Origin of the sequence: Arthrobacter crystallopoietes BAB-32 (genome assembly GCF_000328305.2) — a bacterium.
Taxonomy (GTDB): domain Bacteria; phylum Actinomycetota; class Actinomycetes; order Actinomycetales; family Micrococcaceae; genus Crystallibacter; species Crystallibacter crystallopoietes_A.
This window is the reverse complement of sequence record NZ_ANPE02000103.1, coordinates 1-17609: the sequence shown is the minus strand read 5'-3', so window position 1 is coordinate 17609 and position 17609 is coordinate 1. Positions and strand designations below refer to the sequence as shown.

General features: G+C 68.1%; 17 protein-coding genes. 13 read left to right on the top strand and 4 right to left on the bottom strand.

Features of this window, described 5'->3' with window-relative positions; all coding sequences use genetic code 11:
* The 6 genes from D477_RS07810 (at position 1) to D477_RS07785 (ending at position 6045) form a co-directional block, all read left to right on the top strand.
* Positions 1-1209, top strand: coding sequence for an MFS transporter (locus tag D477_RS07810; RefSeq protein ID WP_005268475.1), 1209 nt, complete (start codon positions 1-3; stop codon positions 1207-1209).
* A 186-nt stretch (positions 1210-1395) separates the two neighbouring features.
* Positions 1396-1704, top strand: a complete 309-nt coding sequence (locus D477_RS07805; RefSeq protein WP_005268474.1) for a PRC-barrel domain-containing protein — start codon at positions 1396-1398, stop codon at positions 1702-1704.
* Positions 1705-1744: 40 nt separating this feature from the next.
* The gene (locus D477_RS07800; RefSeq protein ID WP_005268473.1) at positions 1745-3133 is read left to right on the top strand and encodes an ABC transporter substrate-binding protein; all 1389 of its coding nucleotides are present in this window, start codon (positions 1745-1747) and stop codon (positions 3131-3133) included.
* 3 nt (positions 3134-3136) lie between these two features.
* Positions 3137-4099, top strand: coding sequence for a carbohydrate ABC transporter permease (locus D477_RS07795; RefSeq protein WP_005268472.1), 963 nt, complete (start codon positions 3137-3139; stop codon positions 4097-4099).
* On the top strand, positions 4092-5012 hold the full coding sequence (locus tag D477_RS07790; RefSeq protein ID WP_005268471.1) for a carbohydrate ABC transporter permease: 921 nt from the start codon (positions 4092-4094) through the stop codon (positions 5010-5012). The genes D477_RS07795 and D477_RS07790 overlap by 8 nt, the downstream gene beginning before the upstream one ends.
* A gap of 121 nt (positions 5013-5133) precedes the next feature.
* Positions 5134-6045, top strand: a complete 912-nt coding sequence (locus D477_RS07785; RefSeq protein ID WP_005268470.1) for an aldo/keto reductase — start codon at positions 5134-5136, stop codon at positions 6043-6045.
* A gap of 52 nt (positions 6046-6097) precedes the next feature.
* On the opposite strand, the gene D477_RS07780 is transcribed toward D477_RS07785, so the two are convergent.
* The 3 genes from D477_RS07780 to D477_RS07770 form a co-directional block, all read right to left on the bottom strand.
* Entirely contained in the window at positions 6098-6946 is an 849-nt protein-coding gene (locus D477_RS07780; protein ID WP_005268469.1) for a DNA-3-methyladenine glycosylase family protein, read from the bottom strand.
* Entirely contained in the window at positions 6947-7126 is a 180-nt protein-coding gene (locus D477_RS23195) for a universal stress protein (RefSeq protein ID WP_005268468.1), read from the bottom strand.
* Positions 7127-7452: 326 nt separating this feature from the next.
* Positions 7453-7953 (bottom strand): methylated-DNA--[protein]-cysteine S-methyltransferase, encoded by a 501-nt coding sequence (locus tag D477_RS07770; protein WP_005268466.1) that lies wholly within the window; start codon positions 7951-7953, stop codon positions 7453-7455.
* Positions 7954-8202: 249 nt separating this feature from the next.
* On the opposite strand from D477_RS07770, the gene D477_RS07765 reads away from it, so the two are divergent.
* From D477_RS07765 to D477_RS07750, 5 genes are all read left to right on the top strand, one after another.
* Positions 8203-9207 carry an iron-siderophore ABC transporter substrate-binding protein gene (locus D477_RS07765; RefSeq protein WP_081608510.1) on the top strand — a complete coding sequence of 335 codons (1005 nt, stop codon included), beginning with the start codon at positions 8203-8205 and terminating at the stop codon, positions 9205-9207.
* A 203-nt stretch (positions 9208-9410) separates the two neighbouring features.
* Positions 9411-9773, top strand: coding sequence for a hypothetical protein (locus D477_RS21110; protein ID WP_005268464.1), 363 nt, complete (start codon positions 9411-9413; stop codon positions 9771-9773).
* Positions 9774-9776: 3 nt separating this feature from the next.
* The gene (locus D477_RS07760) at positions 9777-10631 is read left to right on the top strand and encodes an MFS transporter (RefSeq protein WP_005268463.1); all 855 of its coding nucleotides are present in this window, start codon (positions 9777-9779) and stop codon (positions 10629-10631) included.
* A 189-nt stretch (positions 10632-10820) separates the two neighbouring features.
* A complete protein-coding gene (locus D477_RS07755) occupies positions 10821-12509 on the top strand; it encodes an alkaline phosphatase D family protein (protein ID WP_005268462.1) in 1689 nt (562 codons plus the stop codon).
* A complete protein-coding gene (locus tag D477_RS07750; protein WP_005268461.1) occupies positions 12506-13810 on the top strand; it encodes an alkaline phosphatase family protein in 1305 nt (434 codons plus the stop codon). The genes D477_RS07755 and D477_RS07750 overlap by 4 nt, the downstream gene beginning before the upstream one ends.
* 20 nt (positions 13811-13830) lie before the next feature.
* Here the strand turns inward: D477_RS07750 and D477_RS07745 are convergent, their stop codons facing one another.
* The gene (locus D477_RS07745) at positions 13831-15201 is read right to left on the bottom strand and encodes a short-chain fatty acid transporter (RefSeq protein ID WP_005268460.1); all 1371 of its coding nucleotides are present in this window, start codon (positions 15199-15201) and stop codon (positions 13831-13833) included.
* Positions 15202-15383: 182 nt separating this feature from the next.
* On the opposite strand from D477_RS07745, the gene D477_RS07740 reads away from it, so the two are divergent.
* A complete protein-coding gene (locus tag D477_RS07740) occupies positions 15384-16451 on the top strand; it encodes a glutathione S-transferase family protein (RefSeq protein WP_005268459.1) in 1068 nt (355 codons plus the stop codon).
* A complete protein-coding gene (locus tag D477_RS07735) occupies positions 16448-17233 on the top strand; it encodes a gamma-glutamyl-gamma-aminobutyrate hydrolase family protein (protein WP_081608509.1) in 786 nt (261 codons plus the stop codon). The genes D477_RS07740 and D477_RS07735 overlap by 4 nt, the downstream gene beginning before the upstream one ends.
* The last annotated feature ends 376 nt before the right edge of the window (positions 17234-17609 follow it).

The window sequence follows — 17609 nt, the reverse complement described above, 5'->3', positions numbered from 1 at the left end:
ATGACGAAGCAGCCGGCCGGCGCCTTATTGTTTGTCCTCACCTGTGCCATGGGCGTCGGGCCGCTGCTGAACTACGGATTGAGCGCAACGAGCCCGCTGATCATCGAGGACCTGGGCATCAGCGAAGCGCAGTTCGGGCTGCTGGCCACGGCGATTTTCGCCAGCGCCGCCGTCTCGAGCATGTGGCTGGGCAAGCTCAGCGACCGGATCTCCAATCGCGCCCAGCTGATCCTGATCTTCGCCGGCACCGCCGTCGCGCTGGTCGTCGGCGCTTTGGCCCAGCACTACGCCGTGCTGCTCATCGCGGCGCTGCTCGCCGGACCCGCCCAGGCCATCTCCAACCCGACCACCAACCGCGTCATCATCCACCATGTGGCGCCCCCGAAGCGTCCGGGCTGGATCGGCGTGAAGCAGTCCGGCGTCCAGGGCAGCCAGCTCTTCGCGGGCCTGTTCTTTCCCGCGGTGTCGCTCTGGATCGGCTGGCAGGGCGCCACCGCGCTGGCTGCCGTCGTCGCACTTGCCTTGCTGTTCTACGGTCTGCGCCACCTGCCGGAACCCAGGCCAATAACGACGCCGGTGCCCGCTGCGGCGGCGGGGGAACCGGCGGCGGGCCAGGCCAAAGCGTTTCCGCCGGCGGTGTGGCTGTTTGCCGGGTACGCCCTGCTGACCGGGCTGGGCATGCAGGCCACCAACGTCTACCTGCCGCTGTTCACCGTCCGCGAGCTCGGGTTTTCGCTGCTGCTCGGCGGCATCGCCGCCGGCGTTTCCGGCATCGTCGGCGTCACCTCGCGCATCATGTGGGGACGCCAGATGGCCAAGGGAAGGCGCGCGTCGACGCTGCTGATCCTGCTGGGCGCCGGAGCGCTGCTCGGCGCTGCCGCCCTGCTGGCTGCCGGCGAATTCGGGACACCGGCGCTGCTCTGGCTGGGCGTGGCGCTGCACGGAGCCACCGTGCTGGGCACCAATGTCGTGGTCATGGCCGGCGTGATGAAGGTCGTGCCGGCAGCCCGGGTCGGCTCGGCATCCGGCGTGGTGGCCATGGGCATGTACGCCGGGTTCGCCAGCGGGCCGCTGCTGATGGGCCTGCTGCTCGACAGCACCGGAAGCTTCCGGCCTGGCTGGGTGCTGGTCGGCGTCGGCTACCTGCTCTGTGTGCTGCTCGCCCTGGTCCTGCGCCGGCACGGCAACCGGGCCGGCGTCCCGCGCTGATCCGGCTCCGGACGGGCCGAAGGGTCAGGCACGTGGGCGGCCGCCCCCAATCCAAGGTGTTCCATGGCCGGCGGCTGGCTGCGGTACGGCGGGATTCATTGACAAGCGCTTCTGGACTGCTACGTTCAGAAGGAAGCTTGCTTTCCAGTTCGGAAGGCGTCCGCCACTGACCGAAGGAGCATTCGAATGAGCCAGGACATCCACGAGTTGCAGGAAGCCACCGCCTGGGACAGCGAAGGCCGCAAACTGGGGTTCGTCGGCCAGGTGCACCGCGACAGGGACACGGGCAGGATCACGTGGATCACAGTGGCCCTGGGCCTGCTGGAAACCAAGCCGCGCTTCGTTCCGATGGCCGGAGCGCGGGTGGAGGGCACGGACGTGTTCGTCGCCTACGACGACGAAACCATCAAGGACTCGCCCGAGATCGACGCGGATCCAGAAGAGGGCCTCTCCGCCGAGCAGGAAGCGATGCTCGCCAGCCACTACGGGCTCTAGCCCGTCCAGTCACCGCACCGTTCTCGAAGGGGAGACACCGATGTCCAGAAGACCGTCCGCAGCCATCCTTTCCGTTGCCGCGTCAGCACTGCTGCTGACGGCCTGCGCCACCGGGACCGGCGGCTCCGATACAGCCAGCGAGGCCGAGTTCGATCCGGAGGCCGAGGTCGCGGGGGCCTTGAGCGTCATGGGCTTCGGCACGAACGACGAGATCGCCGAGACCCGGCTGGACCTCGCCAAGGAGGCCCTGCCTGAGGTGGACATCAGCCTGGTGGAGGGGGATCTGGACATCCAGCAGTTCCTCTCCGCCGTCGCCACCGGAGAGCCGCCCGAACTGATCTATGCCAACCGCGACCAGCTGGGCACTTTTGCTTCCCGCGGGGCCATCATTCCCCTCGACCGCTGCATCGAGGGCGAAGGCATCTCCATCGGTGATTTCCGCGAGCCCGCGATCGCACAGGTGACCTTGGAGGACCAGGTCTATGGCATTCCGGAGTTCAACCAGGTGCAGGTGGTCATGGCCAATGCCGGGCTGCTGGAGGATGCCGGCGTGGGGCTGGAGGAGCTGGACGGTTCGAATTGGGACAGCCTCGCAGCGGCGTCGGCAAAACTGGCCAAGGACGACGGCGGCAAGCTGTCCGTCATCGGCTACGACAGCAAACTGCCTGAATTCCTGCCGCTCTGGGCCAAAGCAAACGGTGCCGACCTGATTTCGGCGAACGGCCGGACCGCGCAGCTGGATGACCCCAAGGTGGTCGAAGCACTGGAATTCGCCGTCGGAATCTACGAAGAGCAGGGCGGCTTCAGCGCCGTGAAATCGTTCCGCGATTCAGCGGACTTCTTCGGAGCCGGCAACCAGTTCGCCAGCAACAGCCTGGGAGCCATGCCGATGGAGCAGTGGTACATCAACATCCTCAACGACGTGTCGCCGGATGCTTCGCTGGCTTTCACCCCGTTCAAGGCCAAGGACGGGACGCCGCTGAGCTTCGCCAGCGGATCCGCCTGGGCCATCCCGTCCGGCAGTGCCAACCCCGAGGCGGCCTGCCGGTTCATCAAGACGATGACGCAGACCGACACGTGGATGGCCGCGGCCAAGGCTCGCGCGGACGTGCGCGCCGAGGAAGGAAAGCCGTTCACGGGGCTCTTTACCGGCAACGCGACCGCGGATGAGCAGATCCGGTCCGAGTTCGTGAAGCCGGTGGACGAGGCGAAGTGGGACGACGCCATCAACGCCTCCTATGAGGCCAACGAGAACTCGTTCTCGCTGCCCGCCAACCCCGCGGACGCAGAGTTCAAGACGGCCTGGCTGGATGCCGTCAACCGTGTGCTCAATGGCCAGGCCGAACCGGCCGAATCCCTCCAGCAGGCGCAGCAGGAAGCCCAACAGGCCCTCGACGCGGCGTGGGAGCAGTGGGACCAGCGGGAGTAAGCAATGAGTGTCCTCCCGCTCGGCCGCAGCCGCACTGACCAGGAACTGCGGCCCCAACAGCGGCGCAACCGCCGGCGGAACCTGCGGGCGGCGCTGCTGTTCATCAGCCCTTGGATCCTCGGCTTCCTGGTGTTCACGCTCTGGCCGGTGCTCTACAGCGGCTATTTGTCGCTGACCGACTACGACGTGATCAACGATCCCAACTTCATCGGCCTGGAGAACTACGGGCAGATGCTGGAGGACCCGAAGATCCGGCTGGCGCTGTGGAACACCTTCATCTACACGGTGTTTTCCGTTCCGGTGCACATCATCGTGTCGCTGCTGCTGGCCATGCTGCTCAACCGGGTGACCGGGCGGGCCAGCGGGTTCTTCCGCACGGTGTTCTACCTCCCCAAGATGACGCCGCCTGTGGCAATCGGCATCCTGCTGCTGCTGTTGTTCAACGGGCAGAACGGCTTGGTCAACGGTGTGCTGGGCTGGTTCGGGATACCCGGCCCGTCCTGGACCACGGATCCGGCCTGGATCCAGCCGGGCCTGATCATCATGAGCCTCTGGACGCTGGGCGCCTCCACCATCATCCTCCTCGCCGCGCTGCAGAACGTGCCGCAGGAACTCTACGATTCGGCGCGCGTGGACGGAGCGAACAGCTGGCAGACCACGTGGCGGATCACGCTTCCGATGATCAGCGGCAGCCTGTTCTTCCTGACCATCGTCAACACCATCGCCGCTTTCCAGACCTTCACCGAGGCCTACACGGCCTACTTCGGCTCCGGGAATTCGACCTACTCGAACGATGCGGCCCTGTTCTACGCCATCTACCTGTTCCAGCAGGCCTTCGAGTTCCTGCACATGGGCTACGCCTCGGCGATGGCCTGGCTGCTGTTCGTGATCGTGCTGGTCGTGACGATCATCCAGATGGTCGTCGGCCGGCGGATGGTCTACTACGAGGGAGACGGCAATGGCTGAGACCCAGCTGGAACGGGCGGTGGCGCTGCCGCCGTCGGATCTTGCCAAGGAGCGCCCACGCACCCGGCCGCCGCGGCGCCGGCGCGGTAATCCGCTGGCCCGCATCCTGACCTGGGCCGGCCTGGGCCTGGCCACGGTCATGTTCACCTATCCGCTGCTGTGGCTGGTGAGCGCGTCGTTCAAGCCGCGGTCCGATGTCTTCGACAACAAGCTCATCCCGGAGACCTTCACCTTCGAGAACTACCTGACGGTGTGGCAGGAAGCCCCGCTCGCCCTCTGGCTGGGGAACACCGCCGTCGTTACCGTGCTGTCCGCCGTGCTGGTGACGCTGTCGAGTGCCATGGTGGCGTGGGGTTTCGCCTACTTCCGGTTCCGCGGGCGGGACCTGCTGTTCGGGCTGGTGCTCGCGACAATGATGCTGCCCGGGGCGGTGACCATGATCCCGACCTTCCTGATCTGGAACGGGCTGGGCCAGGTGGGGACGCTGACTCCGCTGTGGGCCGGCAACCTTTTCGGCAGCGCGTTCTACATCTTCCTGCTGCGCCAGTTCTTCCTCGGGCTGCCGCGCGAGCTGTTCGAAGCCGCCAGGATGGACGGGGCCAACAACTGGCACCTGTTCACCCGGATCGCCATGCCGCTGTGCAAGCCGGCGCTGGTGGTGACCCTGCTCTTTGAGTTCCAGGCGGCCTGGACGGACCTGATGCGTCCGCTGATCTATCTGCGCGATTCCTCCACCTTCACGATTCCGCGGGGGCTGAAGGCGCTGCTGGACCAGTTCGGGTTCGGCGGAAACTGGCACTGGGAGATCGTGGTGACGGCCAGCGTGATCACCACCGTGCCCATGATCATCCTGTTCTTCCTGGGCCAGAAGCACTTTGTCCGCGGCATCGCCACCACCGGCAGCAAGGGCTGAGGCCTGTCCAGCGGAGGACTGCGTAGGCCTCCGGCGGCAGCGCGCCTGCCGCCCGGGGAATCGCCGGTGCCCTAAGCTGGCAAAGGCCGCAACGGGCGGTTCCGGCCAGCGAGGGAGAGTGATGAAGCAGCGGGCGCTCGGGAAGTCCGGACTGTCGGTATCGGAAATCAGCTTCGGGGCCGGTGGCTACTGGGGCATGAAGGCCTTCGACGAACGGCAGGCGGCCCGGCTGGTGGAACAGGCGCTCGACGGCGGGGTGAACCTGTTCGACACCGGCCCCAACTACAGCCGCGGCAACGCGGAAGAGCGGCTGGGCCGGATTTTGAAGGGCCGCGCCCAGGACCTGGTCATCTCCACCAAGGTCGGCTCGCTCTGGTCCGACGGGCGCAACGTGAAGGACTTCTCACCCCAGTCGATGGAGCGGAGCCTGCAGGAGAGCCTGCGCCGGCTGCAGCTGGACCATCTGCCGCTGCTGCATTTCCACGGCTACCCGAACCCTGCCGATCCGGCCGTCGAGGCCGTCCTCAAGCTCAAGGACAAGGGCATGGTCGGTGCGCTCGGCGTATCCACCGGCCTGGGCGGAGCGAAGCGCGCCTTGAAGCTCGGCATATTCGACTGCCTGATGGTCGAGTACAACCTGGTGGACCGCTCGCTCGCTCCGGTTATCGAGGCCGCCGGCGCGGCGGGGACGGGCATCATGGTCAAGTCGCCGCTGGCCCAGACCTTGTATTCGCGGGACATTTTCAAGATCACCGCGCCGAGCGACGTCTGGTACCTGCTGCGGGCGCTGAAGAACCACCGGCACAAGTTCATCCAGGGCCGGAAGTTCCGCTTCATCAACGACGTCGAGGGGCTGAAGGCCAGCGAGATCGCCCTGGCCTACGTGCTCAACAATCCGAACGTCACCAGCGCCGTCGTCGGCACTGTGCGGCCGGAGCACCTGCAGACGAACCTTGGCGCCTCGGGGATCGAGCTGCCGGCCGGACTGCTCCAGCGGATCGAGCTGGCCGGGGCCGGAGCGAAAGCCGCCTGAGCCCGCACTGAAGACCCGGCAGTCCAGCGCTTCGGCGCCGCCCATCCGGCGCTCAGGGGATGTAGGCGTGGTCCGTCCAGAGGTGGAAGACGGCGTAGGCGCGCAGCGGCGTCCACGAGCTGCCGTGCGCGCGCACTTCCTTGAGCGAGCTCGCGCCGAGGGCCCGCCGCAGCACGAGGTCGCCTTCCGGGAAGGCGTTGCGGTCGTGCAGGGCCCGCATGGCGAGGTAATCGGCCGTCCAGGGGCCGATGCCGGGGAGCCGGAGCAGCTGCCGGCGGATCAGGGCGTGGTCGGCGTCCGGTGAGATCGCGAGGCCGTCGGCGCATGCTTCGGCCAGGGCCTGCACGGTCCGCGCACGGGCGCCGGTCAGGCCGACGGCGGCTTGGATGGCGTCGGGTCCGGCGGCAGCGAGCCGCTCGGGAGCGGGGAAACTGCGCAGCCCGGAGGGGTGGCCGGTCCCGAACGCCGCAACGAGCCGTCCGGCGAAGGTCCGTGCGGCCGGCAGCGAGACCTGCTGGCCAAGGACGGTGCAGACGGCGCCTTCGAAGCCGTCCAGGTAGCCGGGGATGCGCAGCCCCGGCCGGGCGGCGACCAACGGGCCGACCAGCGGATCCGCTCCCAGCGCCGTCACCACACGGTAAGGTTCCAGATCGAGGTCGAGCCAGCGCCGCACCGCCGTCGTAATGGTGCTGATGGCAGAAGCGTCTCCGGTGTCCAGGTCCAGCTGCACTCCATCCGGCTCGATCCGGACGGAGCCGGCGAGCGGGCCAGCAGGGGAGTCGAACAGGCGGGTGCAGGTCCCGGCGAAGGTGTCCACCTCCTCGAGCCCCGGGACGGCATGCGCGGCGAGGGCCGCCAGGAGCGCTGTCCCGTCGAAGGGGCCCGTGACCGGGAGCCGCATCTAGCGAGCTTTCACCGCCAGCACGGGGCAGTCCACGGTCAGGAGGATCTCCTGGGCCGTGCTGCCCATGATGAGCTTGCCCACGGGCGTCCGCTTCCGCAGCCCGATGACCAGCAGCGAGGCGGGCAGGCTTTCGGCCAGCTCCTGGATCTCCTCCACGGCGTCCTTGCCGCGGGACAAACTGCTTGAACTCCGTCTCGAGGCCCGAGGCGGCCATTTCACGCCGGACCCACTCGGTGTCATGGCTGTCCGCGAGGGCCGGATCCTTGTGCGGGCCGCCGGGGCTGGCATTGACGACCACGAGCTTCTCGTTCTGGGCGGTGGCCATCTGGATGCCCTTGGCGAGGGCGGCGCGGCCTTCGGGGCGCGGGGCGTAGGCGACAAGTATGGTCACGTCTTCTCCTTAGCGGCAGCACATCGTCACTGAACGGCATCCTCGCCGCCCTTTGGATGCCCGCGGCTGGCACCGGGGCACCCGTCCTCATTGTGGCATGCGCCACTGTCAGCTAGAAAAGCCGCCCGGCCTTGGTTTCCGCCGGTTCCTCCAGCTCCAGCAGGAACCGCTTGCGCTCCAGCCCGCCGGCATAGCCTGTCAACGAGCCGTCGGCGCCGACCACCCGGTGGCAGGGCACCACGATCGACAGCGGGTTCCGGCCGTTGGCGTTGCCGACCGCCTGCGCCAAATGCGGGTCGCCCAGGGCCGCCGCCAGCTGCCCGTACGAGCGGGTTTGACCGTAGGGTATGGCACGGAGCAGTTCCCAGACCTTGAGCTGGAAGGCGTCGCCCTTCGGCGCCAGCGGGAGGCTGAACTCGCGGCGCTCGCCGGCGAAGTATTCGCACAGCTGCCGCTTGGCCTCGCCGAATCCTTCGTCGGTGCGTTCACCGAAGGCAGCGGCGTCCGGCAGGCGCTTGTGCGAGGGAAAGTAGATGGCCGTGAGCGCCCCCTCCTCGGCGACGAGGGTCAACTCGCCGATCGGCGTGGCCATGGTGCTGTGCGTGCGGCTCATGATGCTCCTCAATCCCGTTCCATTTTCTCCCTTAAGAACGACGGCGGAGGAGAGTTCGTGAGCATGGCGCGCCTCAGGCGTCGCGCGAGCGGGTAAGCGGCGTCACAGAACTAAATACGCAACATAATCTTTCCGTAATCCTGCTGAGCCTAGGCTACCCTTACTTCTGTTTCTGTCACCTGACCAAGGAGGCCACCGTTGGCCCTTTCCCGACTGCGCGGGGTGGCTGCGGCCGCCGCCGTCGTCCTGATGTCCCTTACTGCCTGTTCCACCGGACCCGCGGGCGGCTCCTCCGGCGGCGGGACGGCCGCGGCATCCAACGATGCCTTCCCCGTCACCATTGAGCACGCCTACGGCGAAACCGTGATCGAGGAGCAGCCCGAACGCGTGGCGACCGTCTCCTGGGTGAACGACGACGTTTCCTTGGCCCTCGGCGTCGTTCCTGTTGGCATGCCCAAGGTGGAGTGGGGCGGCAACGAAAACGGTTCCACGCCCTGGAAGGACGCCAAGCTGGAGGAGCTTGGCGCCGCCATCGGCTCGGAGAATGCGCCCGCACAGTACTCGGAGGCGGACGGCATCGCGTTTGACGAAATCGCGGCGCTGACGCCGGACGTCATCCTGGCCGCCTACTCCGGCCTGACCCAGGAGGACTACGACACGCTCTCCAAGATCGCCCCGGTGGTCGCGTTCCCGGACACGGCCTACGGCACCGACTGGCAGACCTCGACCGAGATGATCGGCAAGGCGCTGGGCAAGAGCGCCGAGGCCGAGGAGCTGATCGCCAGCACCGAGGAAACCATCAAGACCAAGGCCGCCGAGTACCCGCAGCTTGCCGGCAAGACCTTCATCTACGGCAACCTCGAGCCGGCCGCCAGCGACGGAGTGAACGTCTACACGGCGAACGACAACCGGCCGAAGTTCCTGAACAGCATCGGGATGAAGCAGGCCGACGTGGTCACCGAAGCCACCGGGGATTCGAAGGAATTCTTCATCCCGTGGTCCGCGGAGAAGGCCAACGAGCTCGAATCCGACGTCTTCGTGACGTGGGTGCCCGATGCCAAGACCAAGCAGCAGGTCCTGGACGATCCGCTGCTCGGCCAGATTCCCGCCGTCGAAAACGGCGCGCTGGTGGCCGATTCGGACAACACCCTGACACTGTCCATCTCCGCGGCCTCGCCGCTGAGCCTGCCGTGGGCGCTGGATACCTTCCTGCCGATGCTGGCCGAAGGTGCGGACGCCGCCGACGCCAGCTGATCCGCGGCGCTGCCGGTTTAGCGGCCCTGCCGGTTTAGCAGCGCTGCCGGTTGAGCGGCCCTGCCGCTTGAAGGGGACGTCCCCGTACGCCAATTGGCGGCGCGGGGGCGTCCCCTTTGCCGTGCCCGCAGGCACCTCCCGCGCAGCGCACGCAGGTGCGGAGGTTGGCATAGGGTGGAGCCACGCAAAAGAGGGAGGGCCCGGTGGCGGAGTCTGCGAGGGGAACCCGGCGTGCGGCGTCGGGCGCCCTGCTGATTGCGGGCGTCCTGGTCGTCGCCGCCAACCTGCGGCCGGTACTCACCGCCGTCGGCCCGTTGCTGGACCAGATCGGTGCCGATACCGGACTGGGCGCCGCGGCGTTGGGCCTGCTGGCTGCCGTTCCGCTGCTGGCCTTCGGCGCGGTGTCGCCGCTGGCCCACGGGCTGAGCGAGAAGTTCGGCGTGGAGCGGACCGTCTTCGCCGCACTCCTGGTGCTCGCCGCCGGCACGTTGCTGCGCCCGGCTCCGGGGAGCATCGCGTTCCTATGGACCGGGACGTTCATCATCGGCTCGGCGATCGCGGTCTGAAACGTGCTGCTGCCGGCGATCCTCAAGCGGGACTTCCCGGAGCGCATGGCTTCGCTCACCGGGGCCTATTCCGCGGTGCTGGGAGGCGTGGCATCCCTGGGCGCCGGTCTGTCCGTTCCCTTGTCGTTGGTGGAGTTCGACGGCGGAGCAGCAGGCTGGCGGTTCGCCTTGGCGGCCTACATTGTGCTGTCGGTTCCGGCGCTGCTGCTGTGGCTGCCGAGGCTGCGCAGCGACCGGCACGGGCTGGCTGCCCGCCGCGGCACCACCGGGCCGGCTCCGGTCCGCGGCTCGGTCTGGAAATCGGGCGTCGCCTGGCAGGTCACGCTCTACATGGGGCTGCAGTCCATGGTCTTCTACATCTGCATTACCTGGCTGCCGACGATCGAGCGGTTCTACGGGCGCGGCGAGGTGGCCTCGGGCTGGGATTTGATGATGTTCCAGCTGATCGGCGTCGTCGCCAGCCTGCTGACCCCGCTGCTCCTGCGCGGGCCGGACCAGCGGTTCCCGGCCGCCCTGCCGCCGGTGCTGGTGGCCGGAGCCGTGATCGGGATGATGCTGCTGCCCGGCGCCATGCTCTTCTGGGTGCTGCTCGCCGGGTTCGGCTGCGGCAGCTCGCTGGTCACCGCGCTGGCGCTGTTCGGGCTGCGGACGCGCACGCACCGCGAAGCCAGCGCGCTCTCCGGCATGGCCCAGTCCGTCGGCTACCTGCTGGCGGCCGCCGGACCGCCGCTGTTCGGGGCACTGTACGGTGCCAGCGGCGGCTGGTTCGCCTCGCTGGCGCTGCTGTGCGCCACTTCAGCCACGCAAGCGGTTACCGGCCTGTTTGTCGGGCGGGACAGGTTCGCCTTTGCCGCCTGAGCCGGTTTGCCGACGTGAGCCTGGGCGGGTGCAAGCCCGGGGTCGGTTCGGTTCGAAGCCGGGACGGCTGCGGCGGAGGGCTGGCGTGCGACCCCGTCCGTGAAGAACCGGCGAAGGTTTGGGGAAATGCCGGTGAAGTGCCCCGGGTTCCGAGGTTTTATTACCCGGCGGTAGGGTTGAATACTGCGAGTGACTGCTTCCCGCTCCTTCCCGCCGCCCGGTCCTTCGGGCACTGTACTGCCACGCCGCCAACTGCTGCGTTCCGCCGGTGTCTTTGCCGCCGCGGCGACCCTGCCTGGCTTGCTGGCCACCGGCACCCCGGCCCAGGCTGCCGCCGCCGGATTCTTCCGGCACGGCGTTGCCTCCGGAGATCCCTACCCGCATTCCGTGCTGCTCTGGACGAGGCTGACGCCTGCCGACTCGGCCATGCCGGGCTCCGGTGCGGGTGCCGATTCCCGGGTCCGCTGGGAAGTGTCACGAAACGCAGACTTCACCGGGCTCGTCGGACAAGGCTGGGCGGAGACCGGCGCCTGGCGGGACCACACTGTCAAGGTCGTGGCCGCCGGGCTGGAGCCGGCCACGACCTATTGGTACCGCTTCAGGTTCGGCCAGGAATACTCGTCTGTTGGCCGGACCCGCACTGCTCCGGCAGCTGGCGCAGCAGTGGACCGGCTGCGGATGGGTGTGGTCTCGTGCGCCAACTACCAGGCCGGCTACTTCGCGGCCTACCGGCACCTGGCCGACCGCGGCGACCTGGACCTGGTGCTGCATTTGGGCGACTACCTCTACGAATACGCCCCCGGCGAGTACCAGGCGCGTGACGTCGTCGTACGTGCCCAAGATCCCGCCGTCGAAATGACCACGCTGGCGCACTACCGCCGCCGGCACGCGCAGTACAAGTCGGATCCGGACCTGCAGGCCCTGCACGCCGCGGCACCGTTCGTGGTTACCTGGGACGACCACGAGTCCGCCAACGATGCCTGGTCCGGCGGCGCGCAGAACCATACCGAGCCGGCCGAGGGGACCTGGCAGGAGCGCTCCGGCTTCGCGCAGCAGGCCTACGCGGAGTGGATGCCGGTCCGCTATGAGCCCGGAGGACAGCTGTACCGCAGGCTGGAGTTCGGTTCACTGGCCAGCCTGTCGATGCTGGACCTGCGCTCGTATCGGAGCCAGCAGGCTGACAGCCAGTTGGCTCCGGCGATCGACGATCCGGACCGAACGATCACCGGCGCCGAGCAGATGGACTGGCTGCTGGCCGGACTCAGCAATGATGCGCCGCAGTGGAAGCTGGTGGGGAATCCGGTCATGATCACGCCGGTGCGCTTTCCGTCCACCCTGAACACGCAGGAAATGCACGCGCTGAGCGAACTGCTGGGGGACCGCAATATCGACGGCGTTCCCTACAACGTGGACCAGTGGGACGGCTATGTTGCGGACCGGAACCAGGTCCTGAGGCACCTGCGGGACAACGCTGTGACCGACACCGTCTTCCTGACCGGGGACATCCACTCCGGCTGGGCCTGCGACCTGCCCGTCGACCCGCTGACCTACCCCTTGAACGGCCGGTCCGCCGCTACGGAGCTCGTGTGCACGTCCGTGACCAGCGACAATCTGGACGACATCCTTCGGGTGCCCGAGCGCACCGCGTCGCTGACGGTCGAGTCCGGTATCCGGACGCTGAACCCGCACGTCAAGTACCTGGATTTCGATTCGCACGGCTTCTCGGTGCTGGAGGTGACGCCAGCCGAGGTGAGGATGGACTGGTACCGGTTGGCGGACCGGACGGATCCCGCCTCGGCGACCAGCCGAACGGCGTCCTGGACCGTCGCTGCCGGCACCCAGAAGGTCCGCCCCGCCAGCGGAGGGATCCTTTCATGAGCGGCGCGCAGACCAGCGGGCGCACTGGCCGCCGAAGCTTCCTGAAGCTGGCCGCGGCCTCGGGCGCCGCCGTCGTGCTTTCCGCTGCCCCGGGTGCCGGCTGGGCCGCGCCCGGCAGGAACGGAGGCGCCGGGTCCGGGGACCTTCCCAAACCCAAGGTCTACGTGCTGGTAGTGGACGGCTGCCGGCCCGACGAGATCACCGCGGCGCTCACGCCGAACCTGGCGGCAATGCGCGACGGCGGTGCCAACTTTCCGGCGGCGCGGTCCCTTCCCATCATGGAGACGATCCCGAACCACGTCATGATGATGACCGGCCTGCGCCCCGACCGGACCGGAGTGCCGGCCAACTCGGTCTATGACCGGGCCGAGGGGGCGGTGCGCAGGCTGGACCGGCCGTCGGACCTGCGGGCAGTAACGCTGCTGGAACGGCTCAACGCTGCCGGCTTCACCACCGGAACGGTGCTCAGCAAGGAGTACCTGTACGGTATCTTCGGCGACCGGGCGACTTACCGGTGGGAGCCGGCGCCGATCGTTCCCGTGTCCGGCCATGCGCCCGACGCCTCCACCGTGGACGCCCTGATCGGCATGGTGGACTCGGCGGATCCGGACCTGGTGTTCACCAACCTCGGGGACGTCGACCGGATGGGCCATTCCGACCTGACGGGGACCACCTTGCAGGCCGCGCGGACCGCCGCCCTTGCCTCGACGGACCTGCAGGTGGGCCGCTTCATTCGGCACCTGAAGGCGCGCGGGACCTGGGAGAACAGCGTGGTCATGGTGCTGGCCGACCATTCGATGGACTGGTCCCTGCCCACCAACGTGATCAGCATCGACAACCAGCTGTGGCTGCACCCGGAACTTCGGCGGAATGTGCAGATCGCCCAGAACGGCGGGGCGGACCTGCTGTACTGGACCGGGGACGCAGCTGCGCGCGAGGAGTCCGTGGCGCGGCTGGCCGCAGTGGTAGCCGCCCACCCCGGGGTGCTGTCCGTGCACCCTCCGGCCGAACTGCGGCTCGGCCCGGAAGCCGGCGACCTCGCCGTGTACTGCCGGGCGGGGTGGCGCTTCTCGGACCCCTACATTCTCTCGAACCCGATTCCCGGCAACCACGGGCATCCGGCGACTGAGCCGATCCCGTTCTTCATCGGCGGCGGCAGTCCCTCTGTGCTCGCCGGGGTGTCCTCCGAGCCCGCGCGGACGGTGGATGTGGCTCCGACTGTGGCCGCCCTCTTCGGGCTGGACGTTCCGGAGGGCGGCTACGATGGAACACCGCGGACCGGGGCCCTTGCACTCGCCTGACCGCCGGCCGCCGGCTGGGGCTAACCGGCTCCGACAATCAGCAGGGTGACGGCGAAGACCAGCCCGGAGGCGAGCAGCGTGACCGTGGTGTAGCCGAGGATGTCACGCATCTTGAGGCCGGCGATGGCCAGCAGCGGCAGCGCCCAGAAAGGCTGGATCATGTTGGTCCACTGGTCCCCGTAGGAGACGGCCATGATGGGCACGGACGGATCCACGCCCAGCCGGTCCGCGGCGTCCAGCATGATCGGCGCCTGCACGGCGAACTGCCCGCCGCCGGAGGGCACGAAGAAGTTGACCAGGCCGGCGGAGAGCAGCGCCAGCACGCCGAAGGTCTGCGGCGTGGAAATGCTGACGAACCAGTCCGAGAAGACGGCGACGAGCCCGGAGGCGGTCATGATGCCGAGGATGCCGGCGTAGAGCGGGAACTGCAGCAGGATGTCGCCCACGTTGGCGGCGGCGTTCTTCGTCAGCGCGATCAGCTCGAACGGGTTGCGGACCAGCAGGAAGACCAGCGCCAGGAAGGACCAGTTCACGATGTCGAGCGTCAGCGTCCCGCCCTGTGCGAAGTGGATCACGAGGTAGGCCGCGAGTGCCAGTCCCACCACGGCCGTCAGGATGCGGCTGGCGTCCAGCCGGTCGGCAGGTGTGACCACGTCTTCCTCGATTTCGACGCCGGCGTCCCGGGCATCCTTTTCGAGTTCAATGATCTTGTCGTCACCGCGCGGCGCTACCGCAGCCAGCGCCAGGCCGACGACGATCACTGTGGCCACCGCTGCCAGCATGTTCCATGGGGAGAACGTGGTCTCGCTGATCGGGATGGTGCCGCCCAGTTGCTCGGCAATGAAGGAACCTTCGGTGGCCGCAGTGAGCGGGCCGGAGCCGGAGTAGCCCATGTGCCAGACCACGAAGCCGGAGAAGCCCGCGGCGACCAGCATGGGGAAGTGCAGCCGCACGCCCTTGGCCCGCAGCTGGGCGGCCACTTCCTTGGCCAGCAGCGCACCGACCACCAGCCCCAGGCCCCAGGTGATCAGCGACGCGATGGCGGCCACAAGGAATACGAAGACGTAGGCCTGGACAGGACTGCGGGGCAGGCCGGCCAGGAAGGCCAGCAGCTTCCGGACCGGGCGGGTATTGGCGAGCATGTGGCCCAGTAGCAGGATCAGGGCCATCTGGGTCATGAAGGCCAGCAGGCCCGCCAGCCCGTCGCCCCAGCCCTTGACCACCTCGACCGGTCCGGCGCCGGTCAGCACGAGCGCCAGGACCGCCACGATGAGGGTCAGGATGATAGCGAAGACGAGTGCGCTCGGTATGAAGCGCTCCACCAGATTGTTGATCGGCCGCATGGCTGCTGCAACGGGATTGCGCCGGCCCTTCTGGTCAACCGTGGACATGGAGAATCTCCTTTAGGTGCGAGTGTGGCCGGCGAAGCCGCCGGCACCGCGGACAAGGGTCCCCAACGTGGCCCACTCTAGCGACCCGGATCACATTTGCGGCCGAGGCCGGCCAAGCCCCGGCGTGCCGGAATCGCGCCCTTCCGGGGCAGACTGTCAGCCAACGGCGATAGGCTGAAGGCATGAGCCAAACCAGTGAAGCGACCACCGACTACAGCACCAAGGGCGCCTATGTACACACCGGCGAAGAGTTCAACCGGGACACCCACTACATCGAGGACCGGATCGTCCGCGGCGGCGACAACCCGAACGAGGGCCGCTGGCCGGTGGAGCCCGGCCGCTACCGCCTGGTTGCCGCCCGCGCCTGCCCGTGGGCCAACCGGACCATCATCGTGCGCCGGCTGCTCGGGCTTGAGGACGTAATTTCCCTCGGCATGCCCGGCCCCACCCATGATGTTCGCAGCTGGACCTTCGACCTTGACGACGGCGGCAAGGACCCTGTGCTGGGCATCGAACGTTTGCAGGAGGCCTACTTCAAGCGCTTCCCGAACTATCCCCGCGGCATCACCGTTCCGGCCATCGTGGAGGTGGCCTCCGGCGCCGTCGTCACGAACAACTTTCCGCAGATCACGCTGGACTTCGCCACCGAGTGGACCGAATACCATCGCGAAGGCGCCCCGGACCTGTACCCCGAGCACCTGCGCGAGGAAATGGCCGCAGTTAACAAGCGCGTCTTCACCGAGGTCAACAACGGCGTCTACCGCTGCGGCTTCGCCGGCTCGCAAGAGGCGTACGACAAGGCCTACGACCGGCTCTGGACCGCGATGGACTGGCTCGAGGAGCGGCTCAGCACCCGCCGCTACCTGATGGGCGACACCATCACCGAAGCCGACGTCCGGCTATTCACCACGCTGGCCCGCTTCGATCCGGTCTACCACGGCCACTTCAAGTGCAACCGGAACAAGCTGGCCGAGATGCCCGCGCTCTGGGGCTACGCCCGCGACCTGTTCCAGACGCCCGGCTTCGGCGACACCATCGACTTCGTGCAGATCAAGCAGCACTATTACATCGTGCACGAGGACATCAATCCCACGCAGATCGTGCCGCAGGGCCCGGACCTGGCCAGCTGGCTCAGCGACCACGGCCGGGAGAGCCTCGGCGGCAGCCCCTTCGGCGACGGCACCGCCCCCGGCCCGGTGTCCGAGGCCGAGCGCGTGACCGCCGGCCACAACCCCCTCTACCCGGCATGAATCCCGCAGCGCCCGGCACGGACGCCATGGGCAATAACGACGGCGGGCGGCCGCGGATCGCGGTCAGCTACGCCCACCGTGCTGCCTCGCAGCCGGAGTGGTTCTCCGACGAGCTGGCGGACCTGGCCCGGCACGCTGTGGCGGGCCTCGACGCGGTCGGTGCGGACGCCGTCGTTATTGACTCCGCCTCCGGCCACGTGTTCAGCGCAGTGGACTTTGACGGGGTGCTGGTGCTCGGCGGCGGCGACGTGGATCCGTCCCGCTACGGCGGGAACACGGGCGAGCCGACGGTGCACGGCGTGGACACGAGGGCGGACGAGACCGAGATCGACCTGGTTATCGGGGCGGTGGAGAACGGCCGGCCGGTGCTGGGGATCTGCCGCGGGCTGCAGCTGATCAACGTGGCCTTCGCCGGCTCGCTGATCGAGGACCTCGGGCCGGACTCCGTGCACAAGGTTCACCAGGAGCGTCCGCCGATGATCGGGCACACCGTGACTGTTGAGCCCGGGACGCTGCTCGCCGACGCCCTCGGCGCCGGGGAGGTGACCGTCCAGTCCGGCCACCACCAGGCCGTCCGCCGGCTCGGCGACAGGCTGCGCGTGTCTGCGACCGCTCCCGACGGCGTGGTCGAAGCGGTGGAGCTGGCACGCCCGGACGAAGGCTGGCTGCTGGCGGTGCAGTGGCACCCGGAGGAGCCCGGTTCGCCCGAAGGCCAGCTCGCCGCGCTGTTCGAGCCCTTCGTGGAAGCCTGCCGCTACGTCGCCGCCGCCTCCCGCCGCTGAGCTCCGTCCCCGCCGCCTCGCAGCGCTGAGCTCCGTCTCCGCCGCGTCCCGCCGCTGAGCTCCGTCCCCGAATCCGTTGGCCTGTAGTGGCTGCTTTGGGCCCCAAAACAGCCCTCAAAGCAGCCACTATAGGCGGTAATGATGGAATGAGTGGTGCCGCCGGTGTGACTCGACTATTGGCTGACAGCGCAAGCTTGTCCTTGATTGGATCTGTCCGCCGGCGGTGCCACCGTAAACGCGGCGGCCAGGCGGACATGACTTCATAGGAGCCTGTCGAAAGAGTCCCATTACCGTCTTGTCTGTCCACCCGGCCGGCGTGTCGCTTCCCAATCGGTCAACGAAAGGAAAGGCACTTCCAGCATGACGGATGAGCCAT

Bases quoted from the DNA above. Each gene is read 5' to 3' on its own strand.
- D477_RS07810 (WP_005268475.1), top strand. From the start codon at position 1: ATGACGAAGCAGCCGGCCGGCGCCTTATTGTTTGTCCTCACCTGTGCC.
- D477_RS07805 (WP_005268474.1), top strand. From the start codon at position 1,396: ATGAGCCAGGACATCCACGAGTTGCAGGAAGCCACCGCCTGGGACAGC.
- D477_RS07800 (WP_005268473.1), top strand. From the start codon at position 1,745: ATGTCCAGAAGACCGTCCGCAGCCATCCTTTCCGTTGCCGCGTCAGCA.
- D477_RS07795 (WP_005268472.1), top strand. From the start codon at position 3,137: ATGAGTGTCCTCCCGCTCGGCCGCAGCCGCACTGACCAGGAACTGCGG.
- D477_RS07790 (WP_005268471.1), top strand. From the start codon at position 4,092: ATGGCTGAGACCCAGCTGGAACGGGCGGTGGCGCTGCCGCCGTCGGAT.
- D477_RS07785 (WP_005268470.1), top strand. From the start codon at position 5,134: ATGAAGCAGCGGGCGCTCGGGAAGTCCGGACTGTCGGTATCGGAAATC.
- D477_RS07780 (WP_005268469.1), bottom strand. From the start codon at position 6,946: ATGCGGCTCCCGGTCACGGGCCCCTTCGACGGGACAGCGCTCCTGGCG.
- D477_RS07770 (WP_005268466.1), bottom strand. From the start codon at position 7,953: ATGAGCCGCACGCACAGCACCATGGCCACGCCGATCGGCGAGTTGACC.
- D477_RS07765 (WP_081608510.1), top strand. From the start codon at position 8,203: ATGTCCCTTACTGCCTGTTCCACCGGACCCGCGGGCGGCTCCTCCGGC.
- D477_RS07750 (WP_005268461.1), top strand. From the start codon at position 12,506: ATGAGCGGCGCGCAGACCAGCGGGCGCACTGGCCGCCGAAGCTTCCTG.
- D477_RS07745 (WP_005268460.1), bottom strand. From the start codon at position 15,201: ATGTCCACGGTTGACCAGAAGGGCCGGCGCAATCCCGTTGCAGCAGCC.
- D477_RS07740 (WP_005268459.1), top strand. From the start codon at position 15,384: ATGAGCCAAACCAGTGAAGCGACCACCGACTACAGCACCAAGGGCGCC.
- D477_RS07735 (WP_081608509.1), top strand. From the start codon at position 16,448: ATGAATCCCGCAGCGCCCGGCACGGACGCCATGGGCAATAACGACGGC.